General features: G+C 71.6%; 14 protein-coding genes. 9 read left to right on the forward strand and 5 right to left on the reverse strand.

The genetic code is table 11. The features are described from left to right. The first annotated feature begins 42 nt into the window (after positions 1–42). Complete coding sequence (locus ACFVXA_RS13725) at positions 43–504, forward strand: hypothetical protein (protein ID WP_383745513.1); 462 nt, start codon at positions 43–45, stop codon at positions 502–504. Here the strand turns inward: ACFVXA_RS13725 and ACFVXA_RS13730 are convergent. Beyond that, positions 443–1372 carry a protein kinase gene (locus ACFVXA_RS13730; protein ID WP_390025062.1) on the reverse strand — a complete coding sequence of 310 codons (930 nt, stop codon included), beginning with the start codon at positions 1370–1372 and terminating at the stop codon, positions 443–445. The two genes, ACFVXA_RS13725 and ACFVXA_RS13730, sit on opposite strands and share 62 nt — an antisense overlap. Before the next feature lie 290 nt (positions 1373–1662). On the opposite strand from ACFVXA_RS13730, the gene ACFVXA_RS13735 reads away from it, so the two are divergent. The 5 genes from ACFVXA_RS13735 to ACFVXA_RS13755 all read left to right on the forward strand — a co-directional run bounded on the left by ACFVXA_RS13735 (position 1663) and on the right by ACFVXA_RS13755 (position 7760). Further along, positions 1663–3546, forward strand: coding sequence for an FUSC family protein (locus tag ACFVXA_RS13735; RefSeq protein WP_390025064.1), 1884 nt, complete (start codon positions 1663–1665; stop codon positions 3544–3546). A gap of 362 nt (positions 3547–3908) precedes the next feature. After that, positions 3909–5321, forward strand: a complete 1413-nt coding sequence (locus ACFVXA_RS13740) for an amidohydrolase (protein ID WP_390025066.1) — start codon at positions 3909–3911, stop codon at positions 5319–5321. A gap of 24 nt (positions 5322–5345) precedes the next feature. Continuing rightward, a complete protein-coding gene (locus tag ACFVXA_RS13745; RefSeq protein WP_390025068.1) occupies positions 5346–6554 on the forward strand; it encodes a cytochrome P450 in 1209 nt (402 codons plus the stop codon). A gap of 195 nt (positions 6555–6749) precedes the next feature. Then, a complete protein-coding gene (locus ACFVXA_RS13750; RefSeq protein ID WP_383906803.1) occupies positions 6750–7436 on the forward strand; it encodes a DUF899 domain-containing protein in 687 nt (228 codons plus the stop codon). A gap of 150 nt (positions 7437–7586) precedes the next feature. Continuing rightward, a complete protein-coding gene (locus ACFVXA_RS13755; RefSeq protein ID WP_362025575.1) occupies positions 7587–7760 on the forward strand; it encodes a hypothetical protein in 174 nt (57 codons plus the stop codon). An 83-nt stretch (positions 7761–7843) separates the two neighbouring features. On the opposite strand, the gene ACFVXA_RS13760 is transcribed toward ACFVXA_RS13755, so the two are convergent. The 3 genes from ACFVXA_RS13760 to ACFVXA_RS13770 all read right to left on the reverse strand — a co-directional run bounded on the left by ACFVXA_RS13760 (position 7844) and on the right by ACFVXA_RS13770 (position 11437). Beyond that, positions 7844–9706, reverse strand: a complete 1863-nt coding sequence (locus ACFVXA_RS13760) for an ABC transporter ATP-binding protein (protein ID WP_389748212.1) — start codon at positions 9704–9706, stop codon at positions 7844–7846. 583 nt (positions 9707–10289) lie between these two features. Next, the gene (locus ACFVXA_RS13765; protein WP_362025735.1) at positions 10290–10673 is read right to left on the reverse strand and encodes a hypothetical protein; all 384 of its coding nucleotides are present in this window, start codon (positions 10671–10673) and stop codon (positions 10290–10292) included. A 59-nt stretch (positions 10674–10732) separates the two neighbouring features. After that, positions 10733–11437, reverse strand: a complete 705-nt coding sequence (locus ACFVXA_RS13770) for an ATP-binding protein (RefSeq protein ID WP_384399124.1) — start codon at positions 11435–11437, stop codon at positions 10733–10735. 179 nt (positions 11438–11616) lie between these two features. Between ACFVXA_RS13770 and ACFVXA_RS13775 the strand changes: the two genes are divergently transcribed. The 3 genes from ACFVXA_RS13775 to ACFVXA_RS13785 all read left to right on the forward strand — a co-directional run bounded on the left by ACFVXA_RS13775 (position 11617) and on the right by ACFVXA_RS13785 (position 13634). After that, entirely contained in the window at positions 11617–12477 is an 861-nt protein-coding gene (locus ACFVXA_RS13775) for a helix-turn-helix transcriptional regulator (protein WP_362025584.1), read from the forward strand. Next, positions 12478–12741, forward strand: coding sequence for a DUF397 domain-containing protein (locus ACFVXA_RS13780; protein WP_362025587.1), 264 nt, complete (start codon positions 12478–12480; stop codon positions 12739–12741). Positions 12742–12830: 89 nt separating this feature from the next. Further along, positions 12831–13634, forward strand: coding sequence for an SAM-dependent methyltransferase (locus ACFVXA_RS13785; protein WP_389757928.1), 804 nt, complete (start codon positions 12831–12833; stop codon positions 13632–13634). 147 nt (positions 13635–13781) lie between these two features. On the opposite strand, the gene ACFVXA_RS13790 is transcribed toward ACFVXA_RS13785, so the two are convergent. After that, on the reverse strand, positions 13782–15191 hold the full coding sequence (locus ACFVXA_RS13790; RefSeq protein ID WP_390025070.1) for a PLP-dependent aminotransferase family protein: 1410 nt from the start codon (positions 15189–15191) through the stop codon (positions 13782–13784). Between the last annotated feature and the right edge of the window lie 29 nt (positions 15192–15220).

Below are 15220 nucleotides of genomic sequence, written 5' to 3' on the forward strand. Positions count from 1 at the left end.
CACCCCCCGCAGGAGAACCCGCAGATGAACAAGGAGTGCGCTGTGGAACGTCGACGTCTCTTGGCTGTGCTGGCCGCCCTGGCCGTCGCCACCGGCTGCTCGACCCATGACGACAAGGCCGACCCCTCCCAGTCGGCGTCGGCATCCTCCGACGGGGCACGCCATGCCGTCGAGGCCTACGTGGACGCCCTCAACTCCCGTAGCGCCACCGGTCTGATCAGGGTCGGCGGTGTCAAGGACGAGAGCTGGTCGCGACAGGAAGCCGCGCACATCCTCGCGGACCGGGGCGGGCGGGAATGGAAGATCAAGGACGTCCAGATCGACCACGACATGGGTCCTGACACCGGGTCGGCCCGCCTTCTCGCCGAGGGCAAGGCGGGCAAGTCCCTGCGCGACACCTTCACCGTGACACGGGAGAAGGGGGTGTGGCACCTGGCCGTCTTCACCCACCAGCCGAACGGGAAGGGCAAGGAGTCCTCTTCGACCGACAAGCCCGGCTCCTGACCCCAGGAGGCGATGTCTCCGCCCGCCGCCGCCGACCTTCTGTGGCGGGGGGAGGTCGTTCGGTGATACCGAGGCCCCGTGTGTCTGTCTGGTGCCAGGCGTGCCGAGCGGCGATGGGATCGTGGGACTCGGCCCGTACGGATTTCCCGCGCGCAGTACGGCGGGCGAGCACCCCCCAGTCGCCAGCCGGAGCGGAGGGGCTGCCGTGGTGCACATCCGACGCGTGAGCCGTAATGGCCGCTCGCCGCGTAGAGCAGGACCGCGCCGAGCTCGTACACGTCGACGGGTGCCATGAGTGGCTTGACACCGTTGGCCTGCTCGGGAGCCATGCGGGCGGGGGGCCGAGCACGGTGTTCGGGGCGGTGAGCGACACGCTGGATTCGGTGAACGCCGCGAGACCGAAGTCGATTGTCTGCGGGCCGTTCGGTCCGAGGAGGATGTTGGCCGGCTCGAGATCGCGGTGGAGCAAGCCCTGCTCGTGAACTCCGGCCAGAGCTTCGGCGAGCGTGGCACCCACGGAGGCGGCCGGCACCATGGGCAGCGGGCCGTGCGTGTTGATGTGCTTGTGGAGGTCGGGGCCGTCGATGTACTCGGTGGCCGGCCAGGGCTGCTCGGCCTCCGCGTCGGCGTCGAGGAAGGCCGCGATACGAGGACCCCAGATCGTCTTCAGGACCTCGATCTCCTGGGCGAAGCGCAGCCGGGTCCCGGAGTCGACCATCGACGGCTTGATGACCTTGACCGCCGCGGGCTCTCCACCCGGGGACTCACCGAGGTGGACCTGCCCCGTGCCACCGTGACCGATGCGGCCGAGCAGCTCGAATCCGCAGAGTTCGGTCGGGTCCTCGGGACTCAGCGGGGCCGCGTTCACGGGGGCGGTCCTTTCGCCCTGGACAGCCTGTGTATGTCAGCAGACGTAACCGTGGTCCGAGGCAGGGACACCCGGACCCGGTCCTGCCATATCGGGCTTGCCCTCGATCGCGTCCACGTCGATCGCGCCACGTCAATTGCGTTCATAAAGAAAGCGGCATCCCGGCCAAGCGTCACGCCGCCGCAATACGCACGCCCCTTTTTCTCCAGATCCCCGACCTAGTGTGAACACCGCAGCCCGGCCGACGTCGCCCGAAGGCACCCCGCCCGCCCTCGCCCGACAGGAGCCCTGTGCACTTCCCGAGCGTCGCCGTACCGCCCTGGCTCGCCCATGCCCTGCGTGCCCAGCGTGGGCCCGTGCCCTGGAGCGCGGTGCTGCGGGGTGCCCTCGCTGCCGGGCCGCTGCTGCTCGTGGCCGTCCTGAGCGGGCGTACCTCACTCGGGGTCGTCGCCGCCCTCGGTGCCATGCTCGCCGGGATCAACGATCGGCCCGGGAGCCGACGGGCCGCCGTCAAGCGGCTCGGGGTTCCCGCCCTGGCCGGGGCCTCGGGGCTGCTCGTCGGGTCGTACGCCGGACAGCACGTCGATGGTGTGACACTCACCCTCCTCTTCACCGGACTCGGGCTCGCGGCCGGAGCCGTCAGCGCCATCGGGCCCGTCGCCTCGGGAGCCGGGACGCAGCTGCTCGTCGCCGCGGCCATCGGGGCCGGGATGCCGCTGCCCGAGCCGGGGTGGCAGCGGGCGCTCTTCTTCCTGGGCGGGGCCGGGTGGCTGCTCGCCCTGCGGCTCGCGCTGCCGACGACCGGGGTCAGTGCCGGGGACTACCGGTTCGACGGGGAGCGGGACGCGGTCGGCGCCGTGTACGACGCGATCGCGGCGCTCCTCGAAGCGGTGGGGGGACCGCACGCGAGCGCGCGGCGGGTCGCCCTGACCGCCGCGCTCGATCATGCGCAGGACGCGCTCGCCGGGCCCCGGCTGCGGCCGTATGCCAGTTCGTCGGCCGAGCGGCGGCTGCACGCGCAGTACGCCGCCGCCCTGCCGCTCGCCGAGGCCGCCACCGCGCTCGCCTGGGCGGACGAGGCCGTGCCCGAGCGGGCTGCCGAGGGGCCGCGGCGGCTCGCGGTCGCCGTCCGCGGCGGCACCCACACCGGGCCGCTGCCCGCGCCGGCCAGGTCCGGCCCCGCGCTGCGCGCCCTCGACGACGCGCTGCTGCACGCCGCCGACGTCTTCGACCGGGGGTGGGGCGGCGGCGCCGCAACCACCCTGCACACCCGGCGCCGTACAGCCGTCTCTTTCATCCGCTCGGCGGTACGCACCGGGTTCGGGCCCGGCGGGCGCGAGTACGGGCTACGGGTCGCCCTCTGCTTCGGCGCCAGCGCGGCCGTCGCGCAGGCCCTGCACCACGCCCGCTGGTACGGGAACCACTCCCACTGGTACTGGCTCCCCGCGACCGCCGTCTTCCTCGTCAAGCCCGATCTCGGCCCGCTCGCCTCGCGCGTGGTGTGCCGGGCGGCCGGGACCGTGCTCGGCGCGGTCGTCTTCGCCGGGCTCGCGGCGCTGCTGCCACGGCCGGAAGGACTCGTCGTCCTGGTGGCGATCAGCGGCGCGCTGATCCCCGTCGCCATACGCCACTTCGCGGCGCAGACCGCCGTCGTCACCGTCCTCGTGCTCGCCCTCGTCATGGTGGGAGGAGAGCCACAGGCCTCCTGGAGCCGGATCGGCGAGACACTGCTGGCCTGCGGGATCGTGCTGCTCGTCGGGCATTTGCCGGCGCTCGGGCAGCGCGGCGGGACGGTACGGGCGCGGCTCGTCCGCGCCGTGGAGGCGGCGGACGCCTATCTCGCCCACGTGCTCGGCGACGGCACGACGGACGACCGGGCCGGCCGGTGGATCCTGCGCCGCGAGGCCTATCGCGCGTTGGCCGAGGCCCGCGCCGCGATCGACCTCGCCGCCGCCGAACTCCCCGCCCTGGCACGGCACGCCGAGGGTACGGACGCGGTCGCGGCCACCCTCGAACGGCTCGTCGACACGACCACCGCGTGTGCCGTCCAGCTCGACGACACCGGGCGGCTCACGCCCCGCCACACGGCCCGTATCGCCGAACTCCTCGACGAACTGGCCGAGCGCCGGAAGCGGGCGGGGCTACCGGCGCCCGAATTCCGCGTCACCGTCTGACACCCCGCAAGCCCGCCCACACCAACGGACACCCTGGCCGGTCGCCAGGGCCGCACCCGGGTGGGCCGGTGGCCAGGGCTGTACCTGGGTGGGCCGGTCGTCAGGGCCGTACCTGGGTGGGCTGGTGGCCAGGGCTGTACTGGGTGGGCCGGTCGTCAGGGCCGTACCTGGGTGGGCTGGTGGCCAAGGCCGCACCTGGGCGGGCCGGTGGCCAGGGCTGTACCCGGGCGGGCCGGTCGTCAGGGCTGTACCCGGGTGGGCCGGTCGCCAAGGTCGTACCCGGGTGCTGACACGGGCCTCGTCGTCCGGCCCGAAGCGCGCTTCAGGGCCCCCGCGGCCCGACACCGTCGTACGGTGACGCCATGACGCCGCCTCCCGTCACGCCGCCACCCGTCACGCCGCCACCCGTGCCACCGGCTCCCACGACACCCTCCACCGCGGGCCCCGCCGATCTCGTCATCACCGGTTGCACCGCCCTCGTGCATGACGATCACGAGCGGATCGGGTTCGTCGAGAACGCCTCGATCGTCGTACGAGGAGGGGTCATCGAGGCCCTCACCGGCGACCAAGTGGGTCTCGAGGCCGTCGAGCGCATCGACGCCCGCGGGCAGGTGGCGATGCCAGGCCTGATCAACTGCCACACCCACGCGCCGATGGTCGCGCTGCGCGGCATCGCCGAGGACCTGCCGGCCGAGGAGTGGTTCAACGACTTCATCTGGCCCATCGAGTCCAATCTCACCGAAAAAGACGTGGAGTTGGGCGCGCGGCTCGCCTGCGCCGAGATGATCCGCGGTGGGGTCACCTGCTTCGCTGACCACTACTTCTCGATGGACACCGTCGCCGCCGTGACGGCAGACAGCGGGCTGCGCGCGCATCTGGGACAGGCCTTCTTCTCCTCCCAGGGGGCCGAAGGGCGGGAGAGGTCAGTGGAGTTCGCGCTGCGGCACCGGGGTGGTGCCGAAGGGCGCATCACCACCGCCCTCGCCCCGCACGCCCCCTACACCGTGGCCGACGCCGACCTGGCCGCGACCGCCGAACTCGCCCGAGAGCACGCTCTGCCCGTGCATCTGCACGCCTCCGAGAGCCGCGACCAGACGGACAACAGCCTGGCCCGGTACGGCCGTACGCCGATCGAGATCCTGGAGCGCACCGGGCTCCTCGACACCGAGATCCTCATCGCGCACGGCACCGGCATCATCGAGCGCGACCTTCCCGTACTGGCGCGCGCGACGGGGCAGGTCGCCGTCGCGACCGCGCCGCGCGGCTACTTGAAGTTCGCCTGGGACCCGACACCTGTACGAGCGCTGCGCGAGATCGGCGTCCCCGTCGGGCTCGCCACGGACGGAGCGGCCTCGAACAACTCCCTCGACGTGTGGGAGTCGATGGCGCTCACGGCCCTCGTGCAGAAGTCCGCCGAGGGCGACCCCCGCTGGCTGACGTCTCGTCAAGCACTGCACCATGCCACGCTCCAGAGCGCGCGCGCCGTCGGGCTGGGGGAGCGGATCGGCAGTCTCGCGCCGGGGCGCCGGGCCGACATCATCCTGGTCGACCTCACCGGCCCGCACACCCAGCCCGTCCACGACCTCGCGGCCACGCTCGTGCACAGCGCCCGCGCCGGCGACGTACGGACGACGATCGTCGACGGGCGGCTACTGTTGCGGGACCGTGAACTCCTCACCATCGATCTTCCGTCCACGGTACGGGAGTTGGGGGAGCGGCTGCCCGCACTCGTCGACCGTGGACACGGCAAGAGGATCCAGGAGTACGACACTTGATCCACCGTGCCTAGGCTGGAGCCCATGCCCATGCCTATGCCCATGCCCATGGGTCAGGACCCCGCAGCCGGCCTCATCGACGACCCGTACGCCGTCTACGCCCGCCTCCGCGAGACCGCGCCCGTGCACCGCGTCGCCGGACCCGACGGCAGCCCGGCCTGGCTGGTCACGCGGTACGAGGACGTGCGCGAGGCCCTGGCGAACCCCCTGCTCTCGCTGGACAAGAGGCATGCGCTGCCGGGGAGTTACCAGGGCTTCACCCTCCCGCCGGCCCTCGACGCCAACCTCCTGAACATGGATCCGCCCGACCACACCCGCATCCGGCGTCTGGTCGGCCGGGCCTTCACACCGCGCCGCGTCGAGCAACTGCGGGCGCCCATCCGGGAGACCGCGGACCGGCTCCTCGACGCGCTGGGCCCGCACGGCAGTACGGACCTGATCGCCTCCTATGCTGCGCCGCTGCCGATCGCCGTCATCTGCGACCTGCTCGGCGTTCCGGACGAACACCGGCGGGACTTCCGGGCCTGGACGGACGCGCTCGTCGCCCCCGATCCGGCGCGCCCCGGCGCCGCGAAGGAGGCGATCGGGGCGATGCTCGGGTTCTTCGCCGGGCTCCTCGCGGCCAAGCGCAAGGAGCCGGCGGACGACCTGCTCTCCGATCTGATCGCGGTGCGGGACGAGAACGACCGGCTCGCCGTGGGAAGCCGGCGCGGTGAGGGCGACCGGCTCACCGAGGACGAGTTGATGTCGCTCGCCTTCCTCATCCTCTTCGCGGGATACGAGAACACGGTGCAGCTCATCGGGAACGCCGTCCTTGGGCTGCTCACCCACCCTGGTCAGCTGACCGGACCGGAGGGCATACCGGCCGCCATCGAGGAGTTCGCCCGTTACGACGGTCCCGCCCTGCTCGCCATCCGCCGCTTCCCCCTCCAGGACGTGACGATCGGCGGGGTCTCCGTACCCGCGGGCGAGACCGTCCTGCTGTCCCTGTCCGCCGCCAACCGCGACCCGCGCCGCCTCGATCTCGGCCGCGACGCCTCAGGACATCTCGCACTCGGCCACGGCATCCACTACTGCCTGGGCGCCCCACTGGCCCGCCTGGAGACCGAGATCGCCCTGTCCGCCCTCCTGGAACGCCTCCCCGACCTCGCCCTCGCCGCGGACCCGGCCGAGCTGCGGTGGCGGCCCTCCCTGCGAGCCCGCGGCCTGCTCGCGCTTCCGGTGACGTACTGAGAGGTGACAGATGGAGAGCGACGTACGGAGAGCGACGTACGGAGAGCGACGTACCGAGAGGCGACGTACCGAGTGGCGACGTACGCAGAAAGAATCTTGGCCGTACGCCGATGAGTTCCGCTCCCTCCACCGGTCCACCCCCACAGAAGGCCCCGTCGGACAGGCAGAGCAGGGCAGGCTGGGCAGGAGGAACACATGACGCTTCCGCAGATCGTCTCGCGCGAGGAGTGGCGCGCCGCGCGCGAGAAGCTGCTGGTCAAGGAGAAGGCCGCCACACGCGCGCGGGACGCGCTCAACGCGGAGCGGCGTCGGCTGCCGATGGTCGAGATCGACACGGAGTACGTCTTCGAGGGCGGCGACGGGAAGGCGACGTTGCTCGATCTCTTCCGTGGGCGGCACCAACTCGTCGTCTACCACTTCATGTTCGCGCCGGAGTGGGCCGCGGGCTGCCGCAGCTGCTCGGCGTTCCTCGACCAGATCGGGCACCTCGCGCATCTGCGGGCCCGCGGGACCGAGTTCGCCGCCGTGTCCAGGGCGCCGTACACGAAGATCCTGCCCTTCAAGGCGCGGATGGGCTGGACGGTGCCCTGGTATTCGTCGTACGACAGCGACTTCACCTACGACTTCCAGGCATCCTTCGGCGGGGACGAGCCCTACGAACGGCCGGGGGTGAGCTGTTTCCTGCGGGACCGCGACCGCGTCTTCCACACGTACTCCACATATGAGCGCGGCCTGGACGGCCTCGGCTCCACGACCACCTTCCTCGATCTCACCGCGCTGGGGCGGCAGGAGGAGTGGGAGGAGCCCAAGGGGCGCGCGTCCGCGCTGGGGGCGCCCGCGGGCAGTGAGCGCGTCCGGTACCACGACGAGTACGAGGACTGAGGGCGCTGAGGGGACCGAGAGGACTGCCAGGTACCTCGTATCCGGCCTGCGACCAAGTGTCGACTACGTCTCAGTACCGTCACTTCCCGAGCCGTTCACCCCATGTCAGGCGTTTAACTCTACGAGAGCAGCGCTACATGGAGGTGCAGGGTGAACGGGCGAACGGTGCTGGAGCGCTTTCCCGCCGGTGGGCCGCGAGGATCCTGGCCCGCGGAGGAGTTCGCACAGGCGCGCCGCCAGGAGGGTCAGACGGTGGAGGTCGTCATGGACCTGTCCACGGACGCCTTCCTGGTGGTCGTACGAGGTGTCGACGCCGTCGAGTGAGGGCGGCCGGACCTGGACGCAGGTGAGCCGCAAGTGAAGGGTGAATTGCCCGATGAGCCCGTGCCTGGTCAACCCGTTCCCGGTCAGCCGGCTTCCCCGGTGGACACCTTCGTCGTGAACTGCTCTGCCTGGAGCGCGTACAACTCCGCGTAGACGCCGCCCGTGGCCAGGAGTTCCTGCGGACTGCCGGACTCCACGAGGCGGCCCTGGTCGAGGACGTGCACCAGGTCGGCGTGGCGTACGGACGCCAGCCGGTGCGTGATGAGGATGACCGTCTGGCCGGTGCCCGCCAGGGCCCTGATCTTCTCGAAGACCTCCAGTTCGGCCCGGGCGTCGAGCGCGGCGGTGGGCTCGTCCACGATGAGGATGGCGCCGCGCCGGTACGCGGCCCGCGCGATGCCGAGGCGCTGCCACTGACCGCCCGACAGCTCGTGCCCGCCGCTGAAGCCGCGGGCCAGGAGGGTGTCCAGACCGCGCGGCAGATCCGCGACCACGTCCTCCGCCCCGGCCTCCGCCACCGACGTGGCGAGACGATCGTTCGTCAGCGGGGCCGAGGCGCGGCCGACCGCGACGTTGACACGGGCCGTGAACGGCCAGCGCTTGAAGTCCTGCGCCACCATCGCGATGCGCTCGGCGAGTTGATGCCGGTCCGCGGTCGCCGTGTCCACGTCGTCCCACAGGATCCGGCCGCGCTCGGGCGCGTACAGGCCCGCGAGCAGTTTCACCAGGGTCGTCTTGCCCGATCCGTTCTCGCCGACCAGTGCCACGATCTTGCCGAGCGGCACGCTGAGGGTGACGTCCGCGAGCGCGGGCCGGGTCGAGGCGCCCGGATAGGTGAACGTGACGTTCTCGAAGCGGATTTCGCTCGGGTCGGCGGGGAGCGGATCGCCGCCCACCGGAATCGCGCGCTCCGCCGCCTCGACGTACAGGCGTTGCAGATCACCCACGAACAGGGCTTCTTCGTGCAGGGAGTTGACCTCCAGGACCAGGGTGTCGAGGCTCGCGGAGCCGGTGCGGATCGCGATCACGGCCGTACCCGCGACGGAGAGCGCCATCGCGCCGGCCAGCAGCAGCCCGCCGAGCGTCGCGTACGTCGCCACCGTGGCGAGTCCCGTCCAGGCGGCGGCGATCAGACCGGTGCGGGCCGAGAGCCGGGCCAGTCGCGCCTGTTCCGCCTCGGCGGTCTCCGACATCGAACGGAAGTGGCGCAGCAGGAACGGCCCGACGCCGTGCACGCGGATCTCCGGGGCCGCGCCCGGCTCCGTGAGCAGACTGCTGATCAGATGCCCGGCGCGGGCGTGCTGCACCCAGGTGTGGAACGACTCGTAGCGGCGCCGGGCGATCGTCAGGGCGCTCCAGGCGCTCGGCAGGGTCATCGTGGCGAGCAGCGGCAGCAGGGCGGGGTGCAGCACCGTCAGGACGCCCGCCGCCGCGCACAGCGAGATCATCGCGTTCACGACCCGGGTGGCGATCGTGATCATGCTCCGGGCGGACCGGGCACCGTACTGGGCGGTGTCCAGCAGCTTGTGGAACGCGTCGTCCTCGATCGCGGCCAGCTCCACGGCCGCCGCGCGCTCCAGGTACAGCTCGGTCGCCACCCGCTCGACCTTCGGCTCCAGGCGGCCGGTGGCGTACGTCGACGCGGCCCGCAGCAGTGCTGCGACCAGCATCACGGCAGCGACCGTGACCAGGGCGGGGAGCGCGCCCCGCAACCGGTCCTCGACCGGGCCGCCCGCCATCAGCCGCCCCAGCACGCTGTTGACCGCCAGCAGGCTGACCGCCTGGGCTCCGCCGCGAGCCAGCTCGGCGGCCAGCACGACCCGAGCGGCGCGCGGATCCGCCTTCCAGGCGAGGCGGAAACTGGACGCGAGCAGCGACGGCAACCGCGTCACCATCGCCCGAAAGTTCAACTCCATGAAGGCGTCGGCGTGTTGGGACCACCCCATGTCGTACCGGAGCGGCCCCCCGAAGAGCAGATGCTCCGAGTCGGAGGGCGGCGGCTCGTCCTGACCGCGCCGCTCTGCGCCGACGGCCTGTTCCGGTGATTGCCCAGCGGGTCTGGCCGCACATTCCGCCCAGGGTTCCGCCGCTGGATTCCCCGGGGGCTCTGCCGCTGCTTCCCTAGCGGGTGCTGCGGTCGTGTCCCCCGTGGGTGCTGTGGTCGTGCCCCTCGTGGGTGCTGTGGTCGTGTCCCCCATGGGCTCTGCGGCCGTGCCCCCCGCGGGTGCTGTGGTCGTGTCCCCAGCCGGCTCCGCCGCCCCAGCGGGCTCCGCCGTCGGCTTTCCCGCAGACTCCCGCGCACGCTTCCGGCCCGGCTTCCCCGCAGACTCCGCCGCACGTTTCCCGCCCGGCTTTCCCGCCCGATTCCCCACCAATGGCCTCCCCCAGGACTGGACGAACGGTGCATTCCCCAGGAAGGCGGCGTTCCACCCGTGGTGGCGAGGGGGTTTTGGGGCGAGGGGCGCACTTCGGACAGTGCAGGAGTGCGCCGGGGCACTCCGGGCAGGGGGCAGCCCCGGCCCGGATGCCTCACGCGCTGATGGGACGCGACCAGACGGGTGTAGTTCCCATCACCCGGCACACGGCCAGATAGAGGGGGATCGGCGGGGTGTACGGAACGGTACTCTCCGGTTTGTGGATGAGCCCCGGTACGCCGGGAGCATCCGGGACGACCGCCCCCGTGGCGTAGTGCGCGGGCGCCGGCCAGTCCAGCGCCACGTCGGAGTCGGACGGCACGAGCCACCACCAATGCGCCCCGTCGGCGTAGACACACCCCACGCGCGGCAGCCGCGGCAGCAGCAGCGGTCCGAACCTGGCGGGCACCGACACCGCGTCGCAGCCCAGCGGCACGGTCATGCCCTCGGGTACGAGGAGACGCCTCGGTGGCCCCGGCGTCCGCTGCCCGCGCTTCATGCGCACCAGCGTGTCCAGGCTCAGGACCCGCGCTCCGGGCCCCACCGCCGACGTACCGCTCACACCCTCCCCCAATCCCGGCCTCGCTCGATCGGGGGGACCCCCGCGGTCCTCGTTCCCCAGCACGCTTCCGTCCCGGCGCCCCGACCGTCGGCCGGTGGTTTCTTCGCTGTCCAGCCCAGGTCGGACCGGGCTTCGATGTCCGGGTCGGGCCCTGCTTCGGCGTCGGCGCAGACCGGCGCCTCGGTGGTCGAGGCGCGCTCCAGCTCCGCCCAGACAAGCAGGCCCGGCCCGGTGTCCTGGGCCCCCCAGGCCCTGGACACAGCCGCGACGAGGAACAATCCCCTCCCGTGCTCCTCATCGGGCCGCTGCGGGGAGGGGTGTGGCTCACCTGGAGCGCATCCCTCGTCACGTACGGCTATCCGCACCACGTCGTCGCTGTCGTGCAACTCGCACACGACGCGCTCGCCCGCGGCGTGCACGATCGCGTTGGTGACCAGCTCGGAGACGACGAGAGCCGCCGTCTCGCAGGTGTCCTCGCACACCGCCCAGCCGGACAACCGGGCCCGCGCCAGGTGTCTGGCCCGGGCCACGGAGCCCGGGTGTGCGGCCAGCTCGAAGCGAAACCGGCGCTCGGCGGCCGTGCCGGGGCGGGGCCCTGCGGCGGCGGCGCTGAGACCGATCCGGTCATCGGCCGCACGGAGACCGATCCGGTCTTCGGCGGCGTCTGTTCCTAACGGCGCGGACGGAATCACGCTTGCCACTATCGCCCCGCCGTGAACACTTGGCAAGTGTCACTCTGAAAAATGCAGAGTGCTGTGTGACTCCGTGGGGGCGCGTGGCACACTGCTCGCAACAGCATGTCGAGCGGCGCCAGTTGGGACGGTCGGAAGAGACCCCGAACGGCGCCGCCCGGGCTGTCCGGACACAGTGGAGGTGGGATGTGAGCGAACCGCGGTCCGCGCCGACGGTCGGTCAGGTCGTCCTCGGCCGGCGCCTGCTGGACCTGCGGGAACGCGCGGGTCTCAAGCGTGAGGAGGCCGCGCGCATCCTGCGCGTCGCGCCCGCCACGGTCCGCCGTATGGAGATGGCCGAGGTCTCCCTCAAAATCCCGTACCTCCAGCTCCTGCTGAAGTCGTACGGCGTCAGCGACGAGGAGGCCGAGGCCTTCGTCCAGCTGGCCGAGGAGGCCAACAAGCCCGGCTGGTGGCAGCGGTTCCACGACATCCTGCCGGACTGGTTCTCCATGCATGTGAGCCTGGAGGGCGCGGCCGCCCTGATCCGCTCCTACGAACCCCACTTCGTGCCCGGACTGCTGCAGACCGAGGACTACGCGCGTGGCGTCCTGAAGGCGGGCGCCATCGGCCAGACCAGACCCGAGGACATCGAGCGGCATGTGGCGCTGCGCATGCAACGCCAGGCTCTGCTCACGCGTGAGGACGCGCCCCGGATCTGGGCCGTGATGGACGAGACGGCCCTGCTGCGTCCCATCGGCGGCCCCGAGGTGATGCGCGCTCAGATCGACAAGTTGCTCCAGGTCACGAAGCTGCCCAATGTGACGTTGCAGGTGATCCCGTTCTCCTCGGGCCCGCACCCCGGCACGTACGGGCCCTTCGTGCTGTTCCGCTTTGCCGTGCCGGAACTCCCGGACATGGTCTACAGCGAGTACCTGACCGGCGCCGTCTACCTGGACGCGCGCTCGGAGGTGGCGACCCACCTCGAGGTCATGGACCGCATGGCGGCTCAGGCCGCTACGGCACACCGCACGAAGGAGATCCTCCGGGATCTCCGCAAGGAGCTGTGAATGGAACGCATCAGGCCGCGGATACGCAATGTGCGCATCTACAACGGAATGCCAGCCCGGGAACTGGGCAACGAGGGCTGGCACAAGCCGTGGAGCGGCGGCAACGGCGGCAACTGCCTGGAGGCGATGAAACTCGCCGACGGGCGCATCGCGGTCCGCCAGTCGGCGGACCCGGACGGCCCCGCCCTGATCTACACGCCCGGTGAGATGACCGCGTTCATCCAGGGGGCGAAGGCGGGAGAGGCGGACTTCCTTCTCTCCTGACCCACTTGCGTTCCTTCTTTTCCCCATTTCCCTGATATTGGTACTGAGTTGATCACTTACCCCGCAATGGACTTCTTACGGAGACGGTCATGACGGGCCAGACCCCCTTCGAGATCGACACGAGCACACCGCACCCCGCGCGGATGTACGACTGGTACCTCGGCGGCAAGGACAACTACCCCGTCGACGAGGAGATGGGCCGGCAGATGCTCGCCCTCGACCCGAGGGTGCCGGTCATGGCACGAGTCAACCGCGCGTTCATGCACCGCGCCACGCACTGGCTGGCGCAGCACGGCGTACGGCAGTTCCTGGACATCGGCACCGGTATCCCGACGGAGCCGAACCTGCACCAGATAGCCCAGCGCCTCGCGCCCGACGCGCGCGTCGTCTACTGCGACAACGACCCGATCGTGCTGGCCCACGCGGAGGCCCTGCTGCGCAGCACGCCCGAGGGGGCGACCGAGTATCTGCAGGCCGACGTGCGTGACCCGGACGCCATCCTCGACGGGGCGCGGAAGGTCCTGGACTTCAGCCGGCCCGTGGCGCTCTCACTCATCGCGCTGCTGCACTTCATCTCCGACGAGGACGGCGCGCACGCCCTGGTCGACCGGCTGCTGTCCGAACTCCCTTCCGGCAGCTACCTGATGATGACCCACGCCACGGCGGACTTCACGCCGGAGGAGTCGGCGGCGGCGATCGAGAAGCTCAAGGCGGCCGGCGTCACCCTGGCCCTGCGCTCCCGCGACGAGTTCGCCCACTTCTTCCACGGCCTCGATCTCGTCGAGCCCGGTGTCGCGGTGCCGCATCACTGGCATCCCGAGCTGGGCGAGCCGGTTCCCGGGCAGGAGGACGGGGTCATTCCCGGGTACGGGGCGGTGGGGCGGAAGCCGTAGAGGAAGTCTTAGAGGGGCGCGGCGCTCGTGAAGGGGCGTTCGTGAAGGAGCGCTTGTGAAGGGGCTGTGCCGCAGCTCGTAGCGCCTTTCAGCCGGGTGGAAGCACCCCGCGGGTGTCCTCCGCGAGGGCGTCGACGACTCGTGTTGTCACTCCGGTGGCAGCACCCCGCAGAGCGCCTCCAGCGCCGCCCCGTACGCGTGCTCCGCCGGCGTCGCGTACCCCACCACCAGGCCGTCCGGTGCGGCCGTCACCGCATCCGGATGCTGGAACCCGGCGAGGCCGTCCAGCGCGACGCCCTGCCAGACCGCCGCCTTGACCGTCGACTGCTCGGTCCCCGGCGGCAGCCGCAGCACCGCGTGCAGCCCGGCCGCGATTCCGGTGACCTCGATGTGCGGCGCCTGCGCGGCGAGCGCGGCGACGAGCCGGTCCCGTCGACCCCGGTACCGCTGCCGCATGCGCCGTACATGGCGGTCGTACGAGCCGGAGACGATGAAGTCCGCGAGCGTCAGCTGCTCCAACGCGCTGGCCCAGCCCTCCCGTTCGCCCTTGACGGCCAGTACGGCATCGACGTACCGCTCCGGAAGGACCATCCAGCCCAGCCGCAACGCGGGTGACAGACTCTTGCTGACCGAGCCGATGTGGACGACCCTCTCCGGATCCAGACCCTGGACGGCGCCGACGGGCTTGCGGTCGTAGCGGAACTCCCCGTCGTAGTCGTCCTCCAGAATCACCCCTCCACGCGTGCGTGCCCAGTCGACGACGGCGGCCCGCCGCTCGGGCCGCAGTGGACCACCGGTCGGGAACTGGTGTGCGGGCGTGAGCAGGACGGCCCGCTCCCGGCCCAACTCGCCCACCTGGGCACCGTCTTCGTCCAGGGGCAACGGCACCGTCCGTACGGATGCCGCGGCCAGCAGCTCGCGGTGGAAGCCCAGGCCGTACGACTCGACGGCCAGCGGGCCCCGCAGGACCTGTGGGAAGAGCAGCCGCAGGGCGTGTGCGAAGCCGGAGCAGATCACGATCCGTCCGGGCTCCGTGCGTACGCCACGCACGCGTGCCAGGTACTCGGCGAGAGCCTCACGCAGTTCGACGCGCCCCGCCGGATCGCCGGGCCCGAATGCCTCGTTGGGCGCCTGCTGAAGAGCGCGGCGGTACGACGCGAGCCAGGCGGCGCGCGGGAACGACGACGCGTCCGGTGTGCCCTGCCTCAGGTCGTGCCGCGGCCCACGCGCGCGGGGAGGTGCCTTTTTGGGTACGCGCGCGGGGGCGCCCGGCGGTGCGGCGCGCTCGGCGACCCGGGTGCCCGAGCCCTGCAGGGCGGTGAGCCACCCCTCGGCGACCAGCTCGGCATACGCGTCGGCGACCGTGTTGCGCGCGACGCCCAGGTCGGCGGCGAGCGAGCGGTACGGCGGCAGCCGGGTGCCCGGGGCGAGCCTGCCACTGCGTACGGCCTCGCGCAGCGCGCGGATCAGCGCGGCCCGTCGCCCGCCCGAACCCGACAGCTCCAGATGCAGATCGGCGCCGATCCGCTGCGCAGAATTGACCCATGATTCCGCCATGGAAATGCACCCTACAGCCGGTCTTTCCG

Source organism: Streptomyces sp. NPDC058246 (genome assembly GCF_042881985.1).
In the GTDB taxonomy this organism is placed as follows: Bacteria; Actinomycetota; Actinomycetes; order Streptomycetales; family Streptomycetaceae; genus Streptomyces.